This window comes from Bradyrhizobium sp. CCBAU 11386 (genome assembly GCF_028128955.1).
Taxonomy (GTDB): Bacteria; Pseudomonadota; Alphaproteobacteria; order Rhizobiales; family Xanthobacteraceae; genus Bradyrhizobium.
The window spans coordinates 39,934-64,276 of record NZ_LBKA01000233.1 but is presented as its reverse complement, the minus strand read 5'-3'; the positions used below and the strand labels follow the sequence as shown (position 1 = coordinate 64,276).

The window sequence follows — 24,343 nt, the reverse complement described above, 5'->3', positions numbered from 1 at the left end:
CCATGCCGGTCCCCGTTCTCCTGGTCACGGGCTTTCTGGGGGCGGGCAAGACCACGGTCGTCAACCATCTGCTGGCGCATGCGGAGGGACGGCGCATCGCCGCCGTCGTCAACGATTTCGGCGCGATCAACATCGATGCGGAGCTGATCGCGGGCGCGAGCGACGGCGTGGTGAGCCTTGCCAACGGCTGCATCTGCTGCTCGCTCGAAGGCGATCTGCTCCGCACGCTCGCGACGCTGCTGCGGCGTGATCCGAAGCCGGACTATATCGTCATCGAGACCAGCGGCGTCGCCGATCCCTCCGACATCGTGCGCAACCTGATGGATCCGGTGATCCTGCGCGAGGCGCCGCTGGAAACCGTGCTCTGCGTGATGGACGCAGGCACACCGCCGTCAGCCCTCGATGACGCGCTGGTGCGCGCGCAGCTGCGCGTCGCCGATATCGTGGCGCTCAGCAAGCTGGATCTGGCGGAGGAGGGCGCAGGTGCCCGGATGCGCGAGGCCATCCGCGCGCTGCGCGTCCCCGCCGTGGTGGTCGATGCGAAACACGGCGAGATTCCGTCCGCGCTGCTGTTTCCCGCAACCATCGATCGCGCGCCTGCGCCGCGCGAGCCGGGGCCACGGCGGCCGGCAGAGGAGCGCTTCGAGACGCTGAGCTGGACCTCGGACCACCCGATCTCGCTGCCGCGCTTGCAGCAGGCCATCGGCCGGCTTGCGCCAAAGCTCGCCCGCGCCAAAGGCCTGTTCGAGACCATCGAGCAGCCCGGCCGCCTGACCGTGTTCCAGTTCGCCGGCGGCCGCGCGACGCTGGCGCCGGGTGAAGCGCCGACACCAGGCGTGCCGCGGTCACGGATCGTCTTCATCGCTGAGCTCGGGGTGCTCTCGAAAGCCGAGCTCGACGGGATTATGGCGGGGTGCGTTGCGAGTGGGTGAGATGAGGCGGTAGGATGGATTGCAGTCACAGGGATCAGCCTGGCATGTCGTCCAAAATCGCACCCGCAGACGCCGCTTCGCGCCGCGCCGCCAAGCCGACGATCGTCTATCCGGCCGGCACGATGCCCGGGCCCGACCTGGCCGCGCTCGAGCAAGCCCGCCGCACGATGGTCAAGACGCACGAGCTCACCGTGCCGCCACGCGATGCCAGAACATTTCGCGTGGCGCGCGGCCAGTTTTTCCGCATCGTCAGCATCGAAGGCCCTCAGGTCGGCGACCTCAATCTCTGGAATGCAGAGGATCTCTCCGAGCGCTTCTTCAGCGGCAAGACGCGGGCGCTCCATGGCACGCATGTCGGCACCGGGGACCGGCTCTGGAGCAATATGCCCTACCTTCGGCCGATGGCGACCATCAGTCACGACACGCTCGGCTGGTACGGCTTCGATGAGGACGGCGCCGGCATTCATGATGTCATCGGCACGCGCTGCGATCCCTATACAAATCTCCTGTTGAACGGCACGGCTTACGATTTCTGCTGCCATTCCAACCTGTCCCGCGCGCTTGCCGCTGAGCTCAAGATGGAGCCACGCGCGATCGAGCATCACGTCCACGACGTGCTCAACGTCTTCATGTGCACCGGCTTCACGAAGGACACGCACCAATATTTCATGAAGGCAAGTCCGGTCCGTTCCGGCGACTTCATCGAGTTTCTCGCGGAGATCGACCTGCTCGGCGCGTTGTCGGCCTGTCCCGGTGGCGACTGTAGCGCAACCCATTCCAGCGATGCTGCGGCATGCCATGCGCTCAAGATCGAGATCTTCGAGCCGGATCGAACGACACTGAAGGACTGGAGCTGGCCGTCGCCAAGTGCGTATCACCGTCGCCACGGTGGGCATGCGCAAAGCTGAGCTTCAATCCAGGCAGCTTCCCCGGAACGCGGCCATGTCACTCCCCCTCCGGCTCGGCCGGCTTCTCGGCCGCCTCCTCGGCGTGAACCGGCGGAGCGCCGTGCGCGCCGCGCAGCCGGATCATGGTGTCGATCACGTCGACCTCGATCTTCAGCATGTCGAGATCGCGCGTCATCTCGCGCACCTCCTGGCCCTTGCGCGCCAGCTCCTCGGAGACGTCGACCGCCATCTTGCGCTCGGTGACGTTGCCCGGCGTGTTGACGAACAGCTTTGCGCGCATCCATTCCAGCCGCGCCCGATGGGTGTCGCGCTCGAATTTCTTCTCCGCGTAGCGGCGCCGCGCGCCCGCATAGGCGCCGACCAGCGCGGTTTCCGGCAGGCTCCACAATTGCTCGACCGACATGGTCATGCGGTTCAGGTCCCGGGTTCGGCTCGGCGGAGGTTTGCCCCGCAGCCTATCAGACCCTTCCGGCCGGCAATTCTCAAGAGGGGGCGGGCAGCTCCGCGTCCGGCAAATTCACGCGAATTGCGCGAGGCCGTGGCCGACGGACCAGTTCTCCCTGGGGGCATCGAGCACGTTCACGAACACGTCTTCGGACCGGACGCCCGGGTTCTCGCCGAGCAGGTCCGCGATCCGGCGGTACAGCGCCTTCTTCTGCTCCGCGGTGCGCGAGGCGAACACGGTGATCTGGATCAGCACGGCGTCCTCGCTTCGCGCGACGCCATAGGCGTTGCCGCAGCGGAAGTTCGCGGGCTCATGCTCGCTGATGGTCATGAACTCGTCGCCCTCGGGCACGTTCAGCGCCTCGCGCATGGCGCGATAAAGGCCGTCGAGGATCGCCTGCCGGTAGGCGTCGGGCTTTCCGGCGCGCATCGAGACGTGAAGGAGAGGCATGAGCTGGTCCCTTTGCATGCGGGCCGACCGGCCAGGGCGCATGGTGCGCGCCAGCGGTCCGGCTCATTGACGAAACGGGCTATCAATCCCAATTGGTTTTTGACACCATGTCGAGAAAACATGTTCTTGACATCGTGTCAAATACTTTCAGGCCGAGGACCGACATGTGAGACCGCGCGAATTCGACCACGACGACGTCCTGCGCATCGCGTTCGACCAGTTCTGGCGCAAGGGCGTGCGCGGCGCCTCGCTGTCGGACATCGCGCGCGATGCCGGCGTCCAGCGCGGCAGCCTCTACAATGCCTTCGGCAGCAAGGAGGCGCTGTTCCTCCAGGCCTATGAACGCTATGCGGGCGATTATCTCCTCGCCCTGCAAAAGGCGCTCGGCGCGGGCAGTTTGCGAAAACGCCTCACCGCGTTTTTCGACCTGACCATCACGAACTTCCGCTCGGGCTCGCCGCCGCGCGGATGCCCGACCACGCGCGGCTTGATGGAGCTCGGCGCGGTCGAAGGCGAGGGGCTCGACGAGGAAGCGCGCCAGGCCTTTGCGAACCTCATCTCGCGCATCACCGCTCTGGTTCAGGACGCGTTGTCGGCAGGTGCGAAACGAGGCGAATTCGACGGCAATCCCGCGGCCGCAGCGCTGCACATCATCACGGTGACGCGCGGCCTCGCGGTGCTCGAACGGGCCTTCGGCGACGAGGCGCAGCTGCGCAAGATCGCCGCCCACACCATCGACCTCGTGCTCGGCAAGGCGGGCGGTTAGGCGTCAGCAGCAGGCAAGCGCGTTGACCGCCCGCGTGGCCGCATCCTCTTTCCCGGAGCCGACGAACTGGCACACGACAGACTCGAGTTCACCAGGCTGCTCGCTGCGGGCGACCGCCAGCAGCCGCATCAATTCCGCCTCGTCCTTCGACAGGCGCCGGCACGACGGCGGCATGAAGCACAGCTCGCACGGCCGGCCGCTGCGCAGGATCCTGACCAGTGCAGCCGCCCGTGCGACCAGAAGCGGGCTGTCGGCAATGCCGGGCGCTTCATCGGCAAAGCGATAGGCCGCCTCCCAGCAATCGGAGGCGCCGGTCGCATAGGCCGCGCCGATGAAGCGGAACAGCGAAAGCGCGACGCGGCAGAATTGATCGTAGCTTTCGACGCTCGGACGGGTCGCGAGCGCGGCCTGGAGCGGACAGGGGCGCGATTGGCCGGCTTCCGGGTCAGGCACGGGATTGCTCGTAGCCTCCATCATGAACGATCTCGTCAATGCAATGTGGGACTGCCCACAAGCCAGCTCTTCATCACCATTGTCCGGTCCTGGTCGAAGGGCTCGGCGTGCCGGTCAGGCAGGATGAGGCCGGCCATGCGGAAGATGGTCGCAAGTCCCCGCACCGGCGCCAGCGCCCAATCCGCGCCCACCGGTGGCAGCCAGCACTCGAACTGCTCGCGCGCGACATCGTCGCGCTCCTTCTGCGCGGCGGCGATCGCCCGCAGGATTCCGTGCTCGCTCTCCGACATGCGCGGACAGGTGGGGCAATGCACTTCGATGGCCGTATGCGCCGTGCAGGCAAAGATCTCGATGATCGCTTCCAGTGATGGCACGGCATCGCCCACGCGGAAATGGTCGTACACCTGCTGGATGTCGGCCGCGGTCGGAACGGCGCTTCCGCTGCGCGCCTTGGCCCGAAAGCCCCAGATGAAGAGCCGCTCGGCCGCGGTCAGTGCCGGAAGGTCGATGGGCTTGGCGTATGTCGATTGATGCATTGAGCCTCTGGCCTTTCGCTGCGGGCACGCCGCGTCTGGCGCTGACGATCTGCGCCGATCGTTCTGCCAGAGCCTGTCGCAAGTCAACGCGTCGAAGGCCGATATCGAGGTCTTCTAGATTTGAAGAGTTTGGATCTCGGATGCGGCCGGCCCCGCAAACCTGCCAGGCCGCAGGCGGCATGCCGGCCGCCTGCCCACGTGACTTTGCGGGGACTTGGGGAGCCCGAATGCTTAAAGCTTTGCTAAGGGGAACGGCATAAACTCGCATATCAGCCTTTCCAATTTTGCGAGCCCCGATGATTTTCTCCCGCATCAGTTTCAAGCTGGTCCTGATTGTCGGTATCAGCCTCCTCGGCATGATTGCGCTGGCGCCGATCGCGCTGTCGACCCTGCGCACGCAGATGGTCGCCGATCGCCAGGCCAAGACGCAGCAGATGGTGGATGTCGGCTACGGCATCCTGGCGCACTATCAGAAGCTCGAGAGCGAAGGAAAACTCCCGCGCGAACAGGCGCAGGCCGCCGCGATGGCGGAGATCAAGAGCCTGCGCTACGACAAGGTCGAGTATTTCTGGATCAATGACATGACCCCCAGGATGGTCATGCACCCGATCAAGCCCGAGCTCGACGGCAAGGATCTCGCCGGGATGAAGGATCCCGCCGGCAACGCGCCGTTCCTGGGTTTCGTTGACGTCGTCAACAAGCAGGGCGCCGGCTTCTACAGCTATCTCTGGCCGAAGCCCGGCTTCGACCAACCGGTCGGGAAGATCTCCTATGTGAAGGGCTTTGCGCCCTGGGGCTGGATCATCGGCACCGGCATCTATCTCGACGACGTCGATGCCGTGTTCCGCCAGAACGCGACGACGTTTGCGCTGGTGTGTCTTATCGTGCTCGTGCTGGTGCTCGGTGCCTCCTTCGTGATCGGCCGCAGCGTCACGAAGCCGCTCGCGAAAATCACCGCGCTGACCGAACGCCTCGCCGCCGGCGACAGTGTGTTCGATGTGCCCTACACTGATCGCCGCGACGAGGTCGGCGGGCTCGCCAACGCGCTCGCCGTGTTCAAGGACAATGCGTCGGCCGTGAGCCGGATGCATGCCGAACAGCAGGAGGCGAAGCTGAGGGCCGACGGCGAGAAGCGCAAGACGATGGCCGATCTCGCCGGCAAGTTCGAGGCGAGCGTCCAGGCCGTGGTCCGCGACGTCTTCGACGAGGCGCGCGCGATGCAGCAGGCCGCCCAGGGCATGTCGGAGACCGCAAACAAGGCGACCGATCGCGCGAGCTTCGTGGCGACGGCCTGCCAGCAAGCCTCGAGCAATGTGCAGACGGTGGCCTCCGCTGCCGGCCAGCTGTCGTCCTCGATCACCGAGATCAGCCAGCGCGTCGCGCAGGCCGCGACGGTGGCCGACAAGGCGGCCGCCGACGGTCAGCGCACCAACGACACCGTGCAGGGGCTTGCCGCCGCCGCGCACAAGATCGGCGAGGTCATCGACCTCATCAACCAGATCGCCTCGCAGACCAATCTGCTCGCGCTCAACGCCACCATCGAGGCGGCGCGCGCGGGCGAGGCCGGCAAGGGCTTTGCGGTGGTCGCGAGCGAGGTGAAGTCGCTGGCGAGCCAGACCGCGAAGGCGACCGACGAGATCGGTGCGCAGATCACCGCGATCCAGGCCGAGACCAACCAGGTCGTCGGCAATATCGAGAGCATCCGCGCCACCATCATGGAGGTCAACGAGATCTCCTCGTCGATCGCAGCCGCCGTCGAGGAGCAGGGCGCGGCGACGCAGGCGATCGCGCACAGCGTGCAGGAGGCGGCCTCCGGCACCGACCAGGTCTCGCAAAACATCTCCGGCGTTACCGATGCGACCGCCGAGACCGGCCGGGCCGCCGGCCTCGTGCTGCAATCCAGCGGCCGGCTGACGCAGAAACTGCAATCGCTCGAGCACGAGGTCAGTACCTTCGTTGCCGGCGTGCGGGCAGCCTAGTATAGCGGCAGGATGGACCCAAACTCCGATCGGCGCGCGCGCATCCTCCTCATCAATCCGAACAGTCTTGAGGCGACCACGGCGATGATGGTCGCCATCGCGAAGTCGGCCGCCGTGCCCGGTTTCGACATCGTCGGCGCCACGGCAACGCGCGCGCCGTCGATGATCGTGTCGGTGGAGGCGCTGGAGGCGGCCGCCCCCGAGGTCGAGGAGATCGCGCGGGCGCATCAAGCTTCCTCGGACGGCATCATCGTCGCGGCGTTCGGCGATCCGGGCCTTGCCGGAATCAGGGCGGCGATCAGGTTGCCTGCGGTGGGCATCGGCGAGTCGTCGATGCTGGAGGCCGCCGAAGGTGGCCGCCGCTTCGGTGTGGCGACCACGACACCGCTGCTCAAAGCGAAGATCGACGCATTGCCGGACGCGCTGGGACTGCGATCGTGCTACGCCGGCACGCGCTTTGCCGAAGGCGATCCGAACGAGCTGATGCGCGATCCGGCGCGGTTGCGCGCAGCCCTTGCCGGCGCGGTCGAGGCCTGCATCGCGCAGGACGGGGCGGAGGCTGTCATCATCGGCGGCGGGCCGCTGGGTGAAGCCGCGCGCGAGCTTCAGCCGATGTTCACAGTCCCTGTCATCGCCCCGATTCCGTCGGCCGTGAGGCGGATCATTCGCCTCGCCACGGCGTAACGCCTGCTTTTTTTCCGCGCCGCGGCATCGGCCGTGATGCGGAAAACTGTTTTCCTTGACATGACGTCGGCCGTGCTCGACGTGTAACGACATCGAGTGATGGCACGCGCGTGCCCTCGCGAAAAGAAAAACAGCACTGGGATGACGTCATGAGCGCGGGCCTCAACGAGAAGGACTACCTCGCCACTCTGAGCGGCCTGTGGGACAAGGCCTGGCCGAAGGGCATGCCGCGTTCGCCGAACTATCTGCACGGCGAAGTTCCCTTGACGGAATATCTGCGCGCCTGGGCGAAGCGGAGCCCGGATCGTCCCGCGGTGATCTTCTACGGGCACGTCACCACCTACGCCGATCTCGACCGGCAGAGCGACCGCTTCGCGGCGCTGTTGCAGGCCAAGGGCGTGCGCAAGGGCGATCGCGTCGCCGTCTTCCTGCCGAACTGCCCGCAATTCCATATCGTGTTCTTCGGCATTCTGAAGCTCGGCGCGGTCCATGTCCCCGTCAGCCCGCTGTCGCGCGCGTTCGAGCTGTCCTACGAGCTGAGCGATACCCAGGCCGATGTGATCGTGGCGCTGGACCAGCTCATCCCCGTCGTCGAGCAGGTGCGGGGCGAGGTGCGGCTGCGCGAGATCATCGTCACCAGCTTCGCCGATGTCGTGCCGGCATCGCCCGCATTTCCCGCACCGGACTCGATCCGCGCGTCGCGCATCGCGGTCGCAGGCGCGACCGATCTGCTGCCCGCGCTTGCCGCGATGCCTGCGCCTGCGCCGCTGCCGCCGCCCGGCCTCGATGAGGTCGCCGCGCTCAACTACACCGGCGGTACCACCGGCATGCCGAAGGGCTGCGTCCATACCCATCGCGACATGGTCTACACCGCCGCCGCCAATTACGGCATCTCGGTCCTGTCGGACGAGAGCAGCGTGTTCCTGTCGTTCTTTCCGGAGTTCTGGATCGCGGGTGAGAATCTTGGCCTGATCTTCCCGCTGTTCTCCGGTGCGACGCTGGTCCTGCTCGCACGCTGGGATGCCGTCGGCGCGATGGCCGCGATCGACAGGTACAAGGTCACGATCACAGCGATGCCGGTCGACGGTGCGGTGGAGCTGATGGATCATCCGCGCTGGAGCGAATTCGACCTGTCGTCGTTGAAGCAGGTGCGCGTCGTCTCCTTCGTCAAGAAGCTCAACGCCGACTATCGCAGGCGCTGGAAGGATCTCACCGACACGATCCTGATGGAGGCGGCCTGGGGCATGACCGAGACCCACACCTCCAACACTTTCACGGCCGGCTTCCAGGACGACGATTTCGATCTCAACAATCAACCGATCTTCGTCGGCCTGCCGGTCCCCGGCGCCGAGTTCAAGATAACCGATTTCGAGACCGGTGCGCTGCTGCCGCTCGGCGCCGAAGGCGAGATCCGCGTGCGCACGCCGTCGCTGCTCAAGAGCTACTGGAACAAGCCGGAGGCGACCGCAGAGTCGCTCGTTGATGGCTGGCTGCGCACCGGCGACATCGGCAGCATCGACAAGGACGGCTTTCTGCACTTCCTCGGCCGCCGCAAGGAGATGCTGAAGGTCAAGGGCATGAGCGTCTTCCCGCCGGAGATCGAGGCGCTGCTGGGTCAGCATCCGAAAGTGCTGGGCTCGGGCGTGGTCGGACGCGACGATCCCGACAAGGGTCAGGTGCCGGTGGCCTATATCCAGCTCAAGCCGGAGGCGATCGGGACCATCTCGGCGGAGAGCCTGCGCGCCTGGTGCGCCGAGCGCATGGCCGTCTACAAGGTCCCGGAGATTCGCATCATTGAAGCCCTGCCCCTGACGGCGACGGGCAAGGTGAAGAAGCAGGACCTCAATCCAAATCTGCCTGCCGCAGTCTGAGTGAGAGACATCATGTCGTTCAAGAAACTCCTGATCGCCAATCGCGGCGAGATCGCCATCCGCATCGCGCGCGCGGCGGCCGATGCCGGCATCGCGACGGTTGCGATCCACCCCGCAGAGGACGCGCTGTCGCTGCATGTGCGTGTCGCCGACGAGGCGGTCGAAATCCCCGGCCGCGGCGCGCGGGCCTATCTCGACATCGAGGCGGTAGTGACGGCGGCGAAGAGCGCCGGCTGCGATGCGGTGCATCCCGGTTACGGCTTCCTCAGCGAGAATTCGGCGTTCGCCAAGGCCTGCGGCGACGCGGGCATTGTGTTCGTCGGGCCGAAGGCTGCGGCGCTCGAGCTGTTCGGCGACAAGGTCGCGGCACGGCAATTGGCAAAACGCTGCGGCGTGCCGATCATCGCCGGCACCAGCGGGCCGTCGTCGCTGGAGGAGATCACGGCGTTCTTCACGTCGCTCGGCAGCAATGCGGCAATCGTGATCAAGGCGATGGCCGGCGGCGGCGGCCGTGGCATGCGCGTGGTCGAGAGCGCGGCGGATCTGGCGGAAGCCTATGCGCGCTGTCAGTCCGAGGCCAAGGCGGCGTTCGGCTTCGACGGCGTCTATGCCGAGCGGCTGATCCGCCAGGCGCGCCACATCGAGGTGCAGATCATTGGCGACCGCCATGGCGCGATCTCTCATCTCTGGGAACGTGAATGCACCATCCAGCGCCGGCACCAGAAGTTGATCGAGGTGGCGCCGAGCCCTTCGCTGGGCGAGCCCTTGCGGGGCCGCATCATCGAGGCGGCAAGGCAGCTTGCGGCGGCGGCAGCTTACGACAATCTCGGTACCTTCGAGTTCCTGGTCGACGGAACGGCGGAGGACAGCTTTGCCTTCATCGAGGCCAATCCGCGGCTCCAGGTCGAGCATACCGTGACGGAAGCGGTGCTGGGCCTCGATCTCGTCCGCGCCCAGCTCGCGGTCGCCGCGGGTAGCACGCTGGCCTCGCTCGACCTTGCGCAAGGATCGATCCCGAAGCCGCGCGGCTACGCCATGCAGCTCCGCGTCAACATGGAGACGCTGGACGAGACAGGCGCGACGCATCCGACCGGCGGCGTGCTCGCCGTGTTCGAGCCGCCGTCGGGGCCCGGCGTCCGCGTCGATAGTTTTGGCTATGCGGGCTACAAGACCAGCGCGGCCTTCGACTCGCTGCTCGCAAAAGTCATCGTGCATACGCCGGGCGAGGCCTGGCATGACGTGGTCGCCAAGGCTTCGCGCGCCTTGCGCGAATTCCGGATCGACGGCGTCGTCACCAACATCGCCTTTCTCCAGGCCGTGCTCGCGCATCCCGACTTCAGGACCAACCGCATCGCGACCGATTTCATCGACCGCAATATTGCGAAGCTCGTCGAGGCCGCCGACGGCGCGGCCAAGCCGCTCTATTTTGCGGCGACCGAGCGAAGCGGCGTTCACGGCACCGAGGCGCAAGTCGCGCAGGCCGTGCCTGAAGGCGCGGTGATGGTCGCCGCACCCTTGCAGGGAACCATCGTCACCATCCAGGTGAAGGAAGGTGAGGTCGTGCGCCCTGGCCAGCAGCTCGCCGTGATCGAGTCCATGAAGATGGAGCATCTCGTCATGGCCGAGCAGGGCGGCCGCGTGATGAAGCTCGTCGCCGGCGACGGCGTCACGCTGATGCATGGCGAAGCGATCCTCTATCTGGAGCCGCTCGACGTCGCGGCCGACGCGTCGGCGGCGGAGACCGATGTCGATCTCGACCATATCCGCCCCGACCTCGCCGAGCTGATCGCGCGCCAGGCCAACACGCTCGATGCGAACCGGCCGGCCTCGGTCGAGCGCCGCCGCAACACCAATCAGCGCACGGCCCGCGAGAACGTCGCGCAGCTCGTCGACGACGGCTCCTTCATGGAGTACGGCAGCCTCGCGATTGCGGCGCAGCGCCGCCGGCGCAAGCTCGATGATCTCATCAAGAACACGCCGGCCGACGGCCTCGTGATGGGCGTTGCCACCGTCAATGCGGAGAATTTCGGCCCCGAGGGCGCGCGCTGCATCGTCGTGGCCTACGACTACACCGTGCTCGCGGGCACGCAGGGCCACATGAACCACAAGAAGATCGACCGCATGCTGACATTGGCGGAAGATTGGCGCGTGCCGCTGGTGTTCTACGCCGAGGGCGGCGGCGGCCGGCCCGGCGACACCGACCGGCTCGGCATGACCGGGCTCGACGGCCCGTCCTTCGTGCAGTTCGCTCGGCTCTCCGGCCTCGTGCCGGTGATCGGCGTCGTCTCCGGCTATTGCTTTGCCGGCAATGCCGCGATGCTCGGCTGCTGCGACGTGATCGTCGCGACCAAGAACGCCTCGATCGGCATGGGCGGCCCCGCCATGATCGAGGGCGGCGGGCTCGGCGTCTATCATCCGGCCGAGGTCGGGCCGGTTTCGTTCCAGTCACCGAACGGCGTCATCGACATCCTCGTCGAGGACGAGGAGGAGGCGACGCGCGTCGCGCAAAAATACCTGTCCTATTTCCAGGGCGCGGTGACGGAGTGGCAAGCCGCCGACCAGCGCCTGCTCCGCCGCGCCATCCCCGAGAACCGCCTGCGCGTCTACGACATCCGCAGCGTGATCGATCTCGTCGCCGACAAGGATTCCGTGCTGGAGCTGCGCCGCGACTACGGCGTCGGCATGATCACCGCGCTGATCCGCATCGAGGGCAAGCCGTTCGGCCTGATTGCCAACAACCCGCGCCATCTCGGCGGCGCGATCGATGCCGATGCCGGCGACAAGGCTGCGCGCTTCCTCCAGCTCTGCGACGCCTTCGATCTGCCGATCGTCTCGCTGTGCGACACGCCCGGCTTCATGGTCGGTCCGGAAGCGGAGAAGACCGCGATCGTGCGCCACGTCTCGCGCATGTTCGTGACCGGCGCCAGCCTCACCGTGCCACTGTTCGGCATCGTGCTGCGCAAGGGCTATGGGCTGGGCGCGCAGTCGATGATCGGCGGCGGCTTTCATGCCTCGTTCTTCACCGCGGCCTGGCCAACGGGCGAGTTCGGCGGCATGGGCCTCGAAGGCTATGTCCGCCTCGGCTTCCGCAAGGAAATGGAGGCGATCGCCGATCCCGAAGAGCGCGAGACCTATTACCGCAACAAGGTCGCCGAGCTCTACGCCAACGGCAAGGCGGTCTCGATCGCGTCGGTGTTCGAGATCGACAACGTCATCGACCCCGCGGAGACGCGGCGGTGGATCATGGCGGGGCTTAGGTCGGTGCCGAAGCCCGAGCCGAGGACGACCAAGAAGCGGCCGTGCATCGATACGTGGTGAGGGCGGTGCAGCAATTTTGCGCGCCCCGATGATCTAGGCAATTTGCTTCCACAACGTCATGCCCGGGCTTGTCCCGGGCTTCTTTCGCATCCGCGACAAAGGCGTGGATGGCCGGGACAAGCCCGGCCATGACGTCGCCGAGAGCCTGCCATCTCCCCCGTTCCGGTTCCCGATTGACATCCCCGCCCGTGGTGCCAGACTTTGCACAATAATATAGGGTGGAGACGTCCGCGATGGCGAGCCTTTCGGCCTCGAACCATGTCGCCCGTGTCTTGTCCGTCGCCAATCACGTGGCCGACGTCGATGCCTCTTCGCGGATTGCCAATTCCTGGCGGCGCTGCCTGATCAGCCACAAGCTCGATCCCGCCCGCCAGGGCCCGCCGCAGACGCTCACCGAGGCCGAGATCCGGCAGGTCGCCGAGCCGTTGGAGGAGACGATCCGGCTCGCAACGCCCGAGCTCGACGACCTCGCCCGCGTGCTGCGCGACGCCGGCTATTGCGTGAATCTGGCCGATGTGAACGCGACCATGCTGTTCAGCCGGCTTCCGGGCGAAGCCGACGCCAGGATGTTTCTGGACTGGAAAATCTACACCGGCTCGAATTTCGCCGAGACTTTTGAGGGCACCAACGGGCTCGGCACCGCGCTCGCCGAGCAGAAGCCAATCCTGGTGCATCGCGACGAGCATTTTCGCGCGCAGTGGCACATGTTCTCCTGCGCCGTGGCGCCGCTGTTCGACCAGGCCGGCCGGCTCGCCGGTGCTGTCAACATCACCTCCTGCCGTGAGGATCTCGAGCGCGCCGCGCATCAGCTCGCGCTCGCGGTGACCATGGAGGCGACGCGGCGGATGGAGGGCGCGATCTTCCGCGGCCATTTCCGCAACGCCTGGATCGCGACGGTGCCGGGTGATGGCGGCAGCGGCCTGCTCGCCTATGACGACGACCGTCGCATCGTCGGCGCCTGTCGCTCCGCGCGTGCGCTGCTCGGCCTCACCGACGGCATGATCGCATCGGGCATCGATCTGTCGCGTTACATCAAGTTCGATCATCACGCCGCGCGCAGTGCGGACGATGTTGCTGACCTGCGCCGCGCCGATGGCAGTCCGTTGGGCCGGGGCCACGTTGCTCCGCCGCTGCGCGCCAAATCCTTCATGGGTCCACACGCTCCGCGCCGCGATGCGACGATCGACCGTTTTGATGCCTTGCATCGGCTCGCCGGCCGTGATCCCGGCCTGATCAGAAGCGTGAAGCGGCTCAGGAGCATCGGCGATCACAATCTGCCGGTGCTGCTGCATGGCGAGACCGGCGTCGGCAAGGACGTGTTCGCGCGCGCCATTCATGCCGCCAGCAACCGTGCGCGCAACCACTATGTCGCGCTGAACTGCGCGGCGATGCCGGAGAGCCTGATCGATGCCGAGCTGTTCGGTTACGAGGCCGGGGCCTTCACCGGCGCGCGGCGCGAGGGCTCGAAGGGCCTGATCGTGCAGGCCGACGGCGGCACGCTGTTCCTCGACGAGATCGGCGACATGCCGATCGCGCTGCAAACGCGCCTCTTGCGCGTGCTGGAAAACCGCGAAGTCTGGCCGCTCGGCGCGCTCAAGCCGGTGCCGGTAGACATTCGCCTGATCAGCGCCACCCATCGCGATCTCGGCCGTATGGCGGAGGAGGGCGCCTTCCGCGCCGATCTCTATTTTCGTCTCCGCGGCATGGAGGTGAAGCTGCCAAGCTTGCGCGAGCGCGCCGACCGCGACGACATCATTCGCCAGATCGCACGCGAGGAAGCGCCCAATTGCCGCCTGTCGGACGAGGCCTGGGCGTTGCTCTCGGCCTATCACTATCCCGGCAACATGCGCCAGCTCCGCCATGTGCTGCGGCTTGCCGGCTGCACCGCGGAGAACGGCGTCATCACCGATGCCGATCTCGATCTGCCGCCGTTCGGCGGCCGTGCGGCGGAACCGGACCTCGCTGCGGCCGAGCGCGCGACGATCGTCGAGGCGCTGCGCAAGCACGGCGGCCGTGTGATAGAAGCGGCGCGTTCGCTGAGGCTTAGCCGCGCGACGCTGTATCGGAAGATCAAGCAGCTGAAGATCGAGACGGCGCAGTAGGACGTCATCTGCCTGCTATCGAGTTCAGGAGCGGCCCCGGATTTCGCCTCTCCCCGCGTGCAGGGAGAGGCCGACGCGCGAAGCGCGGCGGGTGAGGGGGAGTCTCCGCGAGTCCAACTGTCACCTCCCTTGCGGAGGCTCCCCCTCACCCCAACCCTCTCAGCGCGAGCGAAGCTCGTCGCGGTCCCGCAAGCGGGGCGAGGGAGCGCACCGGTGCCGCCGCCCTTACGAAAAATCCGTCCAGCTCAGATGCCGCGAATCGAGGTCGCCGACTGAAACGGTGCCGCGGATTTCGTGAGGAACGTGGAAGCTGCTGCGCAGATACACGAGCGGCGCGGCCCCGTCGGAATGCGACACACCGCGGACCTCGCCGACGAAGATCGAATGCGTCTTGGTTTCGAACTCCTGCGCTAGCACGCAATCGAACGCGGCCACCGCATCCGTCAGCACCGGTGCGCCGGTGGCCCCGCGCGTCCATTGCCCGAATGCAAAGCGGTCGTCGCCATTGACGCCTTTCTGGCCGCTGAAGGTGAGCGCCAGCAGCGCGTGGTCCTCGTGCAGGAAGTTGATCGCGAAGGCGCCTTCCTCGCGGATGCGCGCATGCGCGCTGGCGTTGCGGTTGACGCAGACGATCAGCGACGGTGGATTGTCCGACAGCGAACAGGCCGAGGTGACCGTGAGTCCTGTGCGCTTGCCGTACTCGGCACCGACCGTGACCAGCGCGACGGCGCCGGCGCATTGGCGCATCGCCTGCTTGAAATCCTTTGCGTCCACGCTCACGCGGAAATCTCCGAAACGGGTGCGGATGCGGCACGATCGCGCCGCATCCGCGTCGGGTCAAGCCGCCTTCTTCGCGGAGCCGAGATGCTTCAGGCGCGGCATCACCTCGTTGCTGAGCAGCGAGAGCGAATGGTGCCAGGCCTCGGCCTTGTGCTTGTAGTCGAAGCCGAACACCAGCAGCACGCCGAAGCCGCCGACCTCGTCGTAGATCTTCTCGATCTTCTCGGCGACGGTCGCGGGCGAGCCGACGATCCAGTTCCGCTTGGCGCAATATTCGACGGTGACGTCGCTGTCGGGCACGTCGGGCGCGTGCTTCAGATAGTCCTTGAAGCCGAAATGGCCGAGCAGGGGCAGGAAGTATTCGTGCATCATCCGGCCCATCATGTCGCCGGTCGAGAGCTTCCAGGCCTCCGCGTCGGTGTCGGCGACGAAGACTTCGCGCACCAGCCGCCAGTCCTGCCGGTTCGGCTTGCGGCCGGTCTTCGCCGCACCGATCTCGACCGAATCCCAATGGCTGCCGACATAGGCCGGGTTGAGGTTGAGGCTCATCGGGATGAAGCCGCGCTCGCCGGCGAGCTTCAGCGTGTCCGAGTTCTTCGACAGCCCGGCGACGCCGATCGGCGGATGCGGTGCCTGCAGCGGCTTGATGTGAGGCTTGAGGAAATCGAACATCGTGTCCGGCTTGGTCACGGTCCAGAATTTGCCCTTGTAGGTCCAGGGCGCGGGATCGGTCCACATCTTCAGGATGATCTCAAGCGCTTCGCGGGTCATGTCGCGGTTCTGCCCGCTCATGCCGTCGACGTTGAACATCGCCCAGTCGCTCGGCAGGCCGCTCGCCGCGACGCCGAAATTGAGCCGGCCCTCGGACAGGTGGTCGAGCATGGCGACGCGGTTGGCGAGCTCGGCCGGGTGGTGATAGGGCAGCAGGAAGCCGCCCGGCCCGATGCGCAGGCGCTTGGTCTGCATCAAGGCTTGCGCGATCAGGAGGTCCGGCGTGGGATTGGGTTCCCATGGCGCGGTGTGGTGCTCGCCGACCCAGGCCTCCTGATAGCCGAGCTCGTCGAGCCAGCGCATGACTTGCAGGTCCCAGTCGTTTCCTTCCTTCAGGCCGCACTCCGGTGGATGCGAAGGCATCGTGAAATAGCCGATCTCCATGGGTTTCCTCTCCACAGTTGACGCGTCTTGCTGCGCGGTTCACGGATGTGAGTGGGGACGCATGAGCAAGCGGTGTGCCAGCGCGGCAGCGTCTCAGACCTGCGAGAAAACGCTGGTTTGCGGCGGCAATAGCCGATATCCCGGGGCGAATTTGCTGGCCGTCGTCTCATTGTCGCGAGACGGCGTCTTGCCGGTGAGACGAGGACGAGAACCGAGATGAGCGAACCCGCCTATGTCGCGGTGGACTGGGGCACCAGCAGCTTCCGGCTCTGGCTGGTCGATCGGGCCGGCCAGGTCCTGGCCGAGCGCCGTAGCGATGAAGGTATGCTGGCCGCGGCCAAGACCGGATTTGCCGGCGTGCTGCAATCGCATCTTTCGGCGATCGAAGCGCCGGCTCATCTGCCCGTTCTGGTCTGCGGCATGGCCGGCGCCAAGACCGGCTGGGTCGAGGCCGGCTATGTCGACACGCCGGCGCCGCTTGCTGCCATCCTGAAGCAGGCCGTGCGCGTTCCGGGCGAGGCGCGCGACATCCGCATTCTGCCCGGCATCGCGCAGCGCGACGCAGGCGCGCCGGATGTGATGCGCGGCGAGGAGACGCAGTTGCTCGGCGCGCTCGGGCTCGAGGCCGCCGGCGAAGCGCTGGTCTGCATGCCCGGCACGCATTCGAAATGGGTGCGGGTGAAGGACGGCACGGTCGCGCATTTCTCCACCTTCATGACCGGCGAGCTGTTCAGCGTCGTGTCGCGCGAGACGATCCTGTCGCTCGCGGTCGCCGGTGCCGATGACGCCGAGGATGTCGCGAGCTTCAAGACGGCGGTGAAAGCCGCGTTTGAGGCGCCGGCCTTTGTGGCCAATCTCCTCTTCGGTGCGCGGTCGCGGCAGCTGCTGTTCGGCGGTACGCCGGCTGCGGCGCGCGAGACGCTGTCGGGCACCTTGATCGGCGTCGAGCTGGCGGCGGGTCTCTCCGGCGCCGTGCCGAAAGCCGGCGTCACGTTGATTGCCTCGGGGCGGCTCGCCATGCTGTACCGGCTCGCCTTCGACGCGCTGCCGGTGATCGTGACGCCGATCGATGCGGATGAAGCCGTCCGCCGCGGCCTGTCGATGGCAGCCGCGGCCATCTGGACGAAGCAAGAAGGATCTTGAGATGAGCGTTCCCTTTCCGCCGATGCAGCGGCCGCTGGTCGCGATCCTCCGTGGCGTGAAGCCGGAGGAGGCCGAGGCGATCGTCAGCGTGTTGATCGAGGCCGGTATGACGGCGATCGAGATCCCGCTGAATTCGCCCGACCCGTTCCGCTCGATCGCCACCGCCGCGAAGCTCGCGCCGGCCGGCGTGCTGATCGGCGCCGGCACGGTGCTGACCACCGCAGATGTCGATCGTCTCAATGACGTCGGCGGCAAGCTGATGGTCTCGCCGAATGTGGATACGCAGGTGCTCGCGCGTGCGCATCAATACGCCATGGTGACGATGCCCGGCGTGTTCTCCCCGACCGAGGCACTGCTTGCGGCGCGGTCGGGTGCATCGAGCCTGAAATTCTTTCCCGCGAGCGTGCTCGGCGCGTCCGGCATTGCCGCGATTCGCGCGGTGCTGCCGGCCGGCGTGATGATCGCAGCCGTCGGCGGCGTCTCCGACCAGAATTTTGCGGAGTATATCAAGGGCGGTGTGACCGCATTCGGGCTCGGCTCCAGCCTCTACAAGCCCGGCATGAATGCGGCGGATGTCGCAGCTCGCGCAAAGGTGACGATCGCGGCCTACGATCGGGCGATTGCGAAAGACTGACCTCGCAATAAACCAGCCGTGATCCCGTCACGGTCGCGCATTATCCTATCTTGCCGTAGCAAGCGAGATCAGGAGACCGACATGGCGATCAACAACGTGGCCGATCTGTTCGTGGCAACGCTCGAACAGGCCGGCGTCAAGCGGATCTATGGCATCGTCGGCGACAGCCTGAATGCTTTTACGGAGGCGCTGCGGCGACGCGGCACCATCGAATGGATCCATGTCCGGCACGAGGAGGTTGCGGCGTTCGCGGCCGCCGGCGAAGCCGAGATGACCGGAAGCCTTGCGGTCTGCGCGGGTTCCTGTGGCCCGGGCAATCTTCATCTCATCAACGGCCTGTTCGACGCGCATCGCAGCCGCGTTCCCGTGCTCGCGATCGCGGCGCAGATTCCGTCGGCTGAAATCGGCGGCGGCTACTTTCAGGAAACCCATCCGCAAAACCTGTTCCGGGAATGCAGTCATTATTGCGAGCTGGTCTCGGATGCGAGCCAGCTTCCTTTCGTGATCGAGAACGCCATCCGCGCGGCCGTGGGCCTGCGCGGCGTCGCCGTCATCGCCATGCCCGGCGACGTCGCTTTCCGCGACCCGCCGAAGCGCGCGCTCTCGACGGCGCGGGGGCTCGCGCTGTCGGCGCCGAGGGTCGTTCCCGAGGCCGATGAGCTGAAGGCGCTGGCGGACCTCCTGAACGGCGCCGAGCGCATCACCCTGTTCTGCGGCCGTGGCTGCGCCGGCGCGCATGCGCCGTTGATGCAGCTTGCGGAAGCCTTGAAGAGCCCGATCGTGCATGCGCTCGGCGGCAAGGAGCATGTCGAATACGAAAATCCCTACGATGTCGGCATGACCGGCTTCATCGGTTTCTCCTCGGGCTATGCCGCCATGCACGCCTGCGACGCCCTGGTGATGCTCGGCACCGATTTCCCCTACAAGCAGTTCTTCCCGACCGACTGCCAGATTGCGCAGATCGACATCCGCCCGGAAAATCTCGGCCGGCGCTGCAAGATCGACCTCGGCCTCGTCGGCGACGTCAAGCTGACCATCGAGGCGCTGCTGCCGCTCCTGAAGACGAAGACGCAGCGCAAGCACCTCGACGATGCCGTTGCGCATTACAGGAAGGCGCGCGAAGGGTTGGACTCGCTCGCCAGGGGCACCCCCGGCAGCAAGCCGATCCATCCGCAATATGTCGCCAAGGTCATCAGCGACCATGCGTCCGAGGATGCCGTGTTCACCGCCGATGTCGGCACGCCCACGGTGTGGGCGGCGCGCTATCTCGAGATGAACGGTCGACGCCGGCTGATCGGCTCCTTCGTGCACGGCTCGATGGCCAATGCGATGCCGCAGGCGATCGGGGTGCAGGCCTCGCAGCCCGGCCGCCAGGTGATCTCGCTCTCGGGCGACGGCGGCTTCACCATGCTGATGGGCGATCTGATCACGCTGACGCAGATGAAGCTGCCGGTGAAGGTCGTCGTCTTCAACAACGGCGTGCTCGGCTTCGTCGCGCTGGAGATGAAAGCCGCCGGCTTCGTCGACACCAATGTCGACCTGCAAAACCCTGATTTCGCGGCGATGGCGCGCGCGATGGGGATCTTCGCGAGGCGCGTCGAGGATCCCGGCGAGCTCCCGGGCGCGATGAAGGAGATGCTGGCCCACAACGGGCCGGCGCTGCTCGACGTCGTCACCGCCAAGCAGGAGCTGTCGATGCCGCCGACCATCACGACCGAGCAGATCAAGGGTTTCAGCCTCTGGGTCCTGCGCGCGGTGATGAACGGCCGCGGCGACGAGGTGCTCGATCTCGCGAAGACGAATCTGCTGCCGCGCTAGGCGCAGCGAAGTTTGGTTGAAGACATGCGAGCCAGGAACGCGGCTCACCTCTCCCCAACGGGGAGAGATAGACACCGACTGCGCTTCCCCTAGCCCCGCTTCGCCGACGGCGCAGGCAGCCGCTCGTGGCGGTGCTGGAAGCGCTGCCAGTGCAGCACGCCGCCGATCAGCACGGCCGGCACGAAGCCGAGCACGATCAGGAAATGCGGCAGCTCCTTCGGCGAGATGAAGGCGATGGCGATGTCCGAGATCAGCCACAGCGCGGCGAACATCACCGCGAAATCCGTGCGCGGGCAGTGCAGATAGTAGAACACGGCGGTGATCACCACGGCAGGTCCGATCGCGATGGCGATCAGGACCGCGGTCAGCTCCTTCGGCGTCACCGCGTCGAGCACCATCGACGCCAACAGCCAGATGGCGGCGAACATGGCGACGATGTCGATCGGATGCCGCACCAAGGTACCTCGCGTGGAAGCCGCGCTATCGTTGTAGGCGCAATTGGCGCCCGTCAAGCCCCAATGTGGCGAAGATCAGGCGCCTCGGTTCACACGGTGACACCCGGTCCGCAGGTCTGTTGGCGCCTCATACACCTGCGGTTGGCCTCATGCCACCTGTCAGGATACGCAAATTCGCGACCGCGCGCTCGATGAGCCGGCATTCCGAGAGTTGGCGGTCGAGCAATCGAAGACGCTTCTCGACACATTCGAACTCCGACTTGGACGGCTGCATTTCGGTCGTGGAGCTCCATTTCGCGAGAGCTTCCGGCTCGTCCAGAAGTTGCTTCACTCGTCCGACCAGACCTGTCCGCTCGGCGATCAGTCCGCGAATGACCGTATCAATGGACTCCTCGAGCAAGGCAATCCTTGCGCCGTCGATCGCGGTATCGCGTTTCGACGAGCGAACAGAAAAGCTTGCGACTGCGCGTTCCAGATCGGCCGGCATGACTGCAAAGAGCCTCGATCTCAAGCAGTCTTGCGCGACGGCGATCGTGGTGCGGTCACGAAATGAATCCCGATATGGCTGCCGTTTCTCCAGACCGTCCTGGCCCGTCTCGAAACCTTTGCGTCCGGCGTGATCATGAGAAAGAACTCCTCGTTGCACACGCGTTCTGGGATTTCGCCTTCGATGTGAAGCTTGGCGCCGCTGTCTGAAATATCATGCAATTGCGCGTTGAGCGACCAGGTCGCGTCAATTGCGATGAGGGTAGTGTCGTACCAATTGCCAAACGCGACGCGCTTCTTGCGGCGTTTTTCCTGCATGCTCATGTGCTGCACCGCCCGCTTGATCAAAGGGCTACATCATATGAGGCGCAACTTAAGCGCTCGTGAAGGGAACTATCGGTTTTCGACACCTCCGGGAGACTACGGAGCACTGTCGGTGTGGCCCCATGGTCTCGTGTTGCGTCACCGCGAGATCTGGGCCTAGTCCTGCTCCATGCCTGGGCTCGGTGGCAGCATGAAATGGCCGAAGGCGGTGGCGATCGGCTTGTCCGCGTCGTCCTGCCAGGCGCGCGCCTCGAAGGCGACGATGCGCCGGCCCTGCTTCACGATCGAGACATTGGCAAAGCTGTCGAGCGCGCGGCCGGAGCGCAAGTAGTTGATGGTCAGCCCGATCGGTTTGGGCGGCGCGGCGGCGCCGAGCTCGCGCGCCACCCCGATGATCGCCGTGGTCTCGAGGAAGGCGCCGGTCATGCCGCCATGGATCGCGGGCAGGATCGGATTGCCGATGATCTTCGGCGAGAACGGCATCGTCAGCGTGCCGTCGTCGTTGACGCGGATGCCGAGGCAGCGCGCGAACGGGCTGCGGGCGAATGGGCCATCCGGGTCCGCCGGCGCCTCCAGGGTCGGGATGCTGCGCGAATCCATCCTGCGGTCGGCGAGCATGTTGGTGCGGTTGGCGCCGATCATGAAGCAGGCGGTCGCGGTCGCGACCGGATCGTCCTCGGACTCCTGATACGCGGTGGAGCGCACGAAGGCGATCGAGCGCGTGGTGCGGTAGCAGACCGAATGCGCCTTGATGTCGAGGCCCGGCGTCGCCGGCTTCTGATAGTCGATACGCAGGTCGAGGGTTGCGATCGCGCGCGTGCCGTCGAGCGCGAGCTGCACCGCCATGCCGCAGCTCTCGTCCAGCATCGCGGTGACGACGCCGCCATGCAGCACTCCGGTCTCGGTGTCGCCGACGAAGACGGGACGGTAGGGCAGGCTGGACCAGGCCTCGCCGGGTGCGAAGCGGTCGAGCTGGAGCCCGCTGATATGGCCGTAATCGGAGCGGCGGCCCTTGATGGCCTCGGCGAGTTCCTCGAACGGGAGCGTGGCAGATAGGCTTGGCGTCGATGAGCTGGACATGGCGATGTTCTAGACCAGTGCCGGGCGCCGCGCAAAACCCCGAATACGCGTCGTGTGGCAGGTCTGCCGGCGGTTGGGCCTCGACAGGGCGGGCCGAAGCGCCGATGGTGGGCGCCTCGTTCGTTCGACTAGCCGCAAGGAGCGCTTATGGCCGACCCCGAAACACCCGGCACCAATCAGGGGCCCGTCACCATTTCGAGCTCGAGCTCCGAGCGGGCGCCGATCATCTATTTCGACGGCGCATCCTGTTTCGGCCATCACAACGGCGCGATCCAGATCGAGCTCGCCGCGAACCTGCTGATGCCGGTCGGCGCCGCGGTCAGGGTCGACGTGATCCAGACCGCGCATCTGCGTTGCAGCGTCGGCGCCGCACTTGCGCTGCGCGAAGCGCTCGACAAGGCGCTCGCGATGTACAAGCAGGGGCAGCAGCAGCCGACGGAGGAGATCCCGGCGGTGAAGAACTGAGGCTGGCGGCGCGATCGCCTGTCACTGCGATCGCAGTTTCTCAGCTCACATGCACCTTCGGCTTCCTGCCGCCGTTCCACTTGCCGTCGAGCGCGCGCTCGATCTGGGCGGCGAGTTGCAGGAGCAGGCCGTCATTGGCCTGCTTGGCGATCGCCTGGATGCCGAGCGGCAGGTCGTGGTCCTGGGTTGCCATCGGCATCGAGATCGCCGGCATGCCGCAGAGATTGGCGAGCGGCGTGAAGGCGAAGAAGCGCCAGAGATTGCCGAACCAGTCGAGCACATCGGGATTGTCGGAGATGGTGAGATATTCCCTGGTGCCGACCTTCGGCGTCGGCAGGGCGATGATCGGCGTCAGGATCACGTCCCACTGTTCGAAGAACGCGCCGAAGCCGCGTGACGTCGTGTTGAACACGCCTTGCATCTTCGCGCGCTCGGCGAAGCTCGTGTGCCGGCCGGCTTCCCAGATCCTGATGTTCATGGGCTCGATGAGATCTTCCGGCGGCTTTTCCAGTCCGCGCGCCGCGAGCATGTTGGAGATCACCACCGCGAAATTCGAGATGTAGCAGGTCGTCTGCGCCGCGAACGCGGCGCGGAAGTCGAGCTCGGGCAGCGCATAGTCGACGTGGTGACCGAGGCCTTCGAGGAAGCGGCCGGTCTTCTCCAACTCGGCCGCGATCTGCGGCGTCGCGGTGTAGTCGCCCCATGTGTGCGACAACGCGATGCGAAGCTTGCCGGGATCGCGCTTGATCATCTCGGAATAGGGTTGCGCCGTGGTCCAGAACGGCATGAACTCGCCGGGCGCAGGTCCGCGGGCGTGATCGACGAAGGCGGCGGTGTCGCGCACCGAGCGCGACTGGCAGCCCTGGATCGACACGAGCCCGGTGAGGTCGGACATGTGCGGGGCCAGCGAGAACACGCCGCGCGAGACCTTCAGCCCGATATTGCCGTTGACACCGGCGGGAATGCGGATCGAGCCGCCGCCGTCGGTCGCATGCGCGATCGGCACCACGCCGGCGGCAACCATCGCGGCGCTGCCCGCCGACGAGCCGCAGGTGGTGTAGTCGGTGTTCCAGGGATTGCGCGTGACGTAGACGGCCGGATTGTCGGCCGAGCTGCATACGCCGAATTCCGGCGTGGTGGTGCGCCCGATCAGGTTCAGTCCGGCCTGACGGAATTTGCCGGTCAGGAACGTATCGGCGGCGGCGCGATTGCCGCGCATCAGCAACGAGCCCATCTCCTGGAGCCGGCCCTTCATGGTCGGCCCGAGATCCTTCATCAGGAAGGGCAGGCCGGCGAACGGGCCGGCGAGGTTGGCGCCGTCCCTGGCCGGGTCGGCGATCACGTCCTCGAACAGCTCGACCACGCCGGACAGCGCCGGATTGACCTTGGCGACGGCAGCAGTGGCCTGGCGGGCCAGGTCCTTCGGTGTCAGCTCGCCCTTGCGGACGCGCGCCGCCAACCCCACGCCATCGTGCTGCGCCCACTCGTTCCAGCTCATCGGCAAAGTCATGAATTCAAATCCCTAGATGCGACGTTCCTTCCTTTCGCACGGACCCTGC

The 24,343-nt window shown here is 66.2% G+C and carries 23 protein-coding genes; 12 read left to right on the top strand and 11 right to left on the bottom strand.

Going from position 1 to position 24,343, the window contains the following annotated elements:
• The first annotated feature begins 2 nt into the window (after positions 1-2).
• Together XI09_RS23420 and XI09_RS23415 are read left to right on the top strand one after the other, a co-directional pair.
• Positions 3-932, top strand: a complete 930-nt coding sequence (locus XI09_RS23420; protein WP_271568962.1) for a CobW family GTP-binding protein — start codon at positions 3-5, stop codon at positions 930-932.
• A gap of 44 nt (positions 933-976) precedes the next feature.
• Positions 977-1,840 carry an urea carboxylase-associated family protein gene (locus XI09_RS23415; protein WP_271568961.1) on the top strand — a complete coding sequence of 288 codons (864 nt, stop codon included), beginning with the start codon at positions 977-979 and terminating at the stop codon, positions 1,838-1,840.
• A gap of 37 nt (positions 1,841-1,877) precedes the next feature.
• Here XI09_RS23415 and XI09_RS23410 read toward each other — a convergent pair whose 3' ends face one another.
• Both XI09_RS23410 and XI09_RS23405 read right to left on the bottom strand, forming a co-directional pair.
• A complete protein-coding gene (locus tag XI09_RS23410; RefSeq protein ID WP_271568960.1) occupies positions 1,878-2,249 on the bottom strand; it encodes a hypothetical protein in 372 nt (123 codons plus the stop codon).
• Between the two features lie 108 nt (positions 2,250-2,357).
• Positions 2,358-2,735 carry a tautomerase family protein gene (locus XI09_RS23405; protein WP_271568959.1) on the bottom strand — a complete coding sequence of 126 codons (378 nt, stop codon included), beginning with the start codon at positions 2,733-2,735 and terminating at the stop codon, positions 2,358-2,360.
• Positions 2,736-2,901: 166 nt separating this feature from the next.
• Between XI09_RS23405 and XI09_RS23400 the strand changes: the two genes are divergently transcribed.
• Positions 2,902-3,501 carry a TetR/AcrR family transcriptional regulator gene (locus tag XI09_RS23400; RefSeq protein WP_271568958.1) on the top strand — a complete coding sequence of 200 codons (600 nt, stop codon included), beginning with the start codon at positions 2,902-2,904 and terminating at the stop codon, positions 3,499-3,501.
• 3 nt (positions 3,502-3,504) lie between these two features.
• Here XI09_RS23400 and XI09_RS23395 read toward each other — a convergent pair whose 3' ends face one another.
• Together XI09_RS23395 and XI09_RS23390 are read right to left on the bottom strand one after the other, a co-directional pair.
• The gene (locus tag XI09_RS23395) at positions 3,505-3,978 is read right to left on the bottom strand and encodes a hypothetical protein (RefSeq protein ID WP_092190229.1); all 474 of its coding nucleotides are present in this window, start codon (positions 3,976-3,978) and stop codon (positions 3,505-3,507) included.
• Between the two features lie 11 nt (positions 3,979-3,989).
• The gene (locus tag XI09_RS23390) at positions 3,990-4,490 is read right to left on the bottom strand and encodes a hypothetical protein (RefSeq protein ID WP_271568957.1); all 501 of its coding nucleotides are present in this window, start codon (positions 4,488-4,490) and stop codon (positions 3,990-3,992) included.
• Between the two features lie 296 nt (positions 4,491-4,786).
• Between XI09_RS23390 and XI09_RS23385 the strand changes: the two genes are divergently transcribed.
• The 5 genes from XI09_RS23385 to XI09_RS23365 all read left to right on the top strand — a co-directional run bounded on the left by XI09_RS23385 (position 4,787) and on the right by XI09_RS23365 (position 14,444).
• Entirely contained in the window at positions 4,787-6,469 is a 1,683-nt protein-coding gene (locus XI09_RS23385; RefSeq protein ID WP_271568956.1) for a methyl-accepting chemotaxis protein, read from the top strand.
• Positions 6,470-6,481: 12 nt separating this feature from the next.
• The gene (locus tag XI09_RS23380; RefSeq protein WP_271568955.1) at positions 6,482-7,153 is read left to right on the top strand and encodes an aspartate/glutamate racemase family protein; all 672 of its coding nucleotides are present in this window, start codon (positions 6,482-6,484) and stop codon (positions 7,151-7,153) included.
• A 149-nt stretch (positions 7,154-7,302) separates the two neighbouring features.
• On the top strand, positions 7,303-9,024 hold the full coding sequence (locus XI09_RS23375) for an AMP-binding protein (RefSeq protein WP_271568954.1): 1,722 nt from the start codon (positions 7,303-7,305) through the stop codon (positions 9,022-9,024).
• 12 nt (positions 9,025-9,036) lie between these two features.
• Complete coding sequence (locus tag XI09_RS23370) at positions 9,037-12,342, top strand: acetyl-CoA carboxylase family protein (protein WP_271568953.1); 3,306 nt, start codon at positions 9,037-9,039, stop codon at positions 12,340-12,342.
• A 233-nt stretch (positions 12,343-12,575) separates the two neighbouring features.
• Positions 12,576-14,444, top strand: coding sequence for a sigma-54-dependent Fis family transcriptional regulator (locus XI09_RS23365; protein WP_271568952.1), 1,869 nt, complete (start codon positions 12,576-12,578; stop codon positions 14,442-14,444).
• 225 nt (positions 14,445-14,669) lie between these two features.
• Here XI09_RS23365 and XI09_RS23360 read toward each other — a convergent pair whose 3' ends face one another.
• Positions 14,670-15,224, bottom strand: coding sequence for a flavin reductase family protein (locus tag XI09_RS23360; RefSeq protein WP_271568951.1), 555 nt, complete (start codon positions 15,222-15,224; stop codon positions 14,670-14,672).
• Between the two features lie 57 nt (positions 15,225-15,281).
• A complete protein-coding gene (locus XI09_RS23355; protein WP_271568950.1) occupies positions 15,282-16,379 on the bottom strand; it encodes an LLM class flavin-dependent oxidoreductase in 1,098 nt (365 codons plus the stop codon).
• Positions 16,380-16,595: 216 nt separating this feature from the next.
• Between XI09_RS23355 and XI09_RS23350 the strand changes: the two genes are divergently transcribed.
• From XI09_RS23350 to poxB, 3 genes are all read left to right on the top strand, one after another.
• Positions 16,596-17,522, top strand: coding sequence for a 2-dehydro-3-deoxygalactonokinase (locus XI09_RS23350; protein WP_271568949.1), 927 nt, complete (start codon positions 16,596-16,598; stop codon positions 17,520-17,522).
• Between the two features lies 1 nt (position 17,523).
• Positions 17,524-18,156, top strand: coding sequence for a 2-dehydro-3-deoxy-6-phosphogalactonate aldolase (locus XI09_RS23345; RefSeq protein WP_271568948.1), 633 nt, complete (start codon positions 17,524-17,526; stop codon positions 18,154-18,156).
• 81 nt (positions 18,157-18,237) lie between these two features.
• On the top strand, positions 18,238-19,974 hold the full coding sequence (gene poxB / locus XI09_RS23340; protein WP_271568947.1) for a ubiquinone-dependent pyruvate dehydrogenase: 1,737 nt from the start codon (positions 18,238-18,240) through the stop codon (positions 19,972-19,974).
• An 89-nt stretch (positions 19,975-20,063) separates the two neighbouring features.
• On the opposite strand, the gene XI09_RS23335 is transcribed toward poxB, so the two are convergent.
• From XI09_RS23335 to XI09_RS23320, 4 genes are all read right to left on the bottom strand, one after another.
• Positions 20,064-20,429: a hypothetical protein gene (locus XI09_RS23335; protein ID WP_271568946.1), complete on the bottom strand. Its 366-nt coding sequence runs from the start codon at positions 20,427-20,429 to the stop codon at positions 20,064-20,066.
• A 127-nt stretch (positions 20,430-20,556) separates the two neighbouring features.
• Complete coding sequence (locus tag XI09_RS23330) at positions 20,557-20,916, bottom strand: hypothetical protein (RefSeq protein ID WP_271568945.1); 360 nt, start codon at positions 20,914-20,916, stop codon at positions 20,557-20,559.
• Between the two features lie 20 nt (positions 20,917-20,936).
• The gene (locus tag XI09_RS23325) at positions 20,937-21,239 is read right to left on the bottom strand and encodes a PilZ domain-containing protein (RefSeq protein WP_271568944.1); all 303 of its coding nucleotides are present in this window, start codon (positions 21,237-21,239) and stop codon (positions 20,937-20,939) included.
• Between the two features lie 156 nt (positions 21,240-21,395).
• On the bottom strand, positions 21,396-22,319 hold the full coding sequence (locus XI09_RS23320; protein WP_271568943.1) for a PaaI family thioesterase: 924 nt from the start codon (positions 22,317-22,319) through the stop codon (positions 21,396-21,398).
• A 147-nt stretch (positions 22,320-22,466) separates the two neighbouring features.
• Here XI09_RS23320 and XI09_RS23315 point away from each other — a divergent pair, with 147 nt between their 5' ends.
• Positions 22,467-22,784, top strand: coding sequence for a hypothetical protein (locus XI09_RS23315; RefSeq protein ID WP_271568942.1), 318 nt, complete (start codon positions 22,467-22,469; stop codon positions 22,782-22,784).
• Positions 22,785-22,824: 40 nt separating this feature from the next.
• On the opposite strand, the gene XI09_RS23310 is transcribed toward XI09_RS23315, so the two are convergent.
• On the bottom strand, positions 22,825-24,294 hold the full coding sequence (locus XI09_RS23310; protein ID WP_271568941.1) for an amidase: 1,470 nt from the start codon (positions 24,292-24,294) through the stop codon (positions 22,825-22,827).
• Positions 24,295-24,343: the final 49 nt, after the last annotated feature.

Excerpts from the sequence above, each read along its gene's own strand:
- XI09_RS23315 (WP_271568942.1), top strand. The coding sequence starts at position 22,467 with ATGGCCGACCCCGAAACACCCGGCACCAATCAGGGGCCCGTCACCATT.
- XI09_RS23370 (WP_271568953.1), top strand. The coding sequence starts at position 9,037 with ATGTCGTTCAAGAAACTCCTGATCGCCAATCGCGGCGAGATCGCCATC.
- XI09_RS23355 (WP_271568950.1), bottom strand. The coding sequence starts at position 16,379 with ATGGAGATCGGCTATTTCACGATGCCTTCGCATCCACCGGAGTGCGGC.
- XI09_RS23410 (WP_271568960.1), bottom strand. The coding sequence starts at position 2,249 with ATGACCATGTCGGTCGAGCAATTGTGGAGCCTGCCGGAAACCGCGCTG.
- XI09_RS23375 (WP_271568954.1), top strand. The coding sequence starts at position 7,303 with ATGAGCGCGGGCCTCAACGAGAAGGACTACCTCGCCACTCTGAGCGGC.
- XI09_RS23420 (WP_271568962.1), top strand. The coding sequence starts at position 3 with ATGCCGGTCCCCGTTCTCCTGGTCACGGGCTTTCTGGGGGCGGGCAAG.
- XI09_RS23380 (WP_271568955.1), top strand. The coding sequence starts at position 6,482 with ATGGACCCAAACTCCGATCGGCGCGCGCGCATCCTCCTCATCAATCCG.
- XI09_RS23325 (WP_271568944.1), bottom strand. The coding sequence starts at position 21,239 with ATGAGCATGCAGGAAAAACGCCGCAAGAAGCGCGTCGCGTTTGGCAAT.
- XI09_RS23390 (WP_271568957.1), bottom strand. The coding sequence starts at position 4,490 with ATGCATCAATCGACATACGCCAAGCCCATCGACCTTCCGGCACTGACC.
- XI09_RS23365 (WP_271568952.1), top strand. The coding sequence starts at position 12,576 with ATGGCGAGCCTTTCGGCCTCGAACCATGTCGCCCGTGTCTTGTCCGTC.
- XI09_RS23385 (WP_271568956.1), top strand. The coding sequence starts at position 4,787 with ATGATTTTCTCCCGCATCAGTTTCAAGCTGGTCCTGATTGTCGGTATC.
- XI09_RS23395 (WP_092190229.1), bottom strand. The coding sequence starts at position 3,978 with ATGATGGAGGCTACGAGCAATCCCGTGCCTGACCCGGAAGCCGGCCAA.
- XI09_RS23330 (WP_271568945.1), bottom strand. The coding sequence starts at position 20,916 with ATGCCGGCCGATCTGGAACGCGCAGTCGCAAGCTTTTCTGTTCGCTCG.
- XI09_RS23405 (WP_271568959.1), bottom strand. The coding sequence starts at position 2,735 with ATGCCTCTCCTTCACGTCTCGATGCGCGCCGGAAAGCCCGACGCCTAC.
- XI09_RS23345 (WP_271568948.1), top strand. The coding sequence starts at position 17,524 with ATGAGCGTTCCCTTTCCGCCGATGCAGCGGCCGCTGGTCGCGATCCTC.
- XI09_RS23310 (WP_271568941.1), bottom strand. The coding sequence starts at position 24,294 with ATGACTTTGCCGATGAGCTGGAACGAGTGGGCGCAGCACGATGGCGTG.
- XI09_RS23350 (WP_271568949.1), top strand. The coding sequence starts at position 16,596 with ATGAGCGAACCCGCCTATGTCGCGGTGGACTGGGGCACCAGCAGCTTC.
- XI09_RS23320 (WP_271568943.1), bottom strand. The coding sequence starts at position 22,319 with ATGTCCAGCTCATCGACGCCAAGCCTATCTGCCACGCTCCCGTTCGAG.
- poxB (WP_271568947.1), top strand. The coding sequence starts at position 18,238 with ATGGCGATCAACAACGTGGCCGATCTGTTCGTGGCAACGCTCGAACAG.
- XI09_RS23415 (WP_271568961.1), top strand. The coding sequence starts at position 977 with ATGTCGTCCAAAATCGCACCCGCAGACGCCGCTTCGCGCCGCGCCGCC.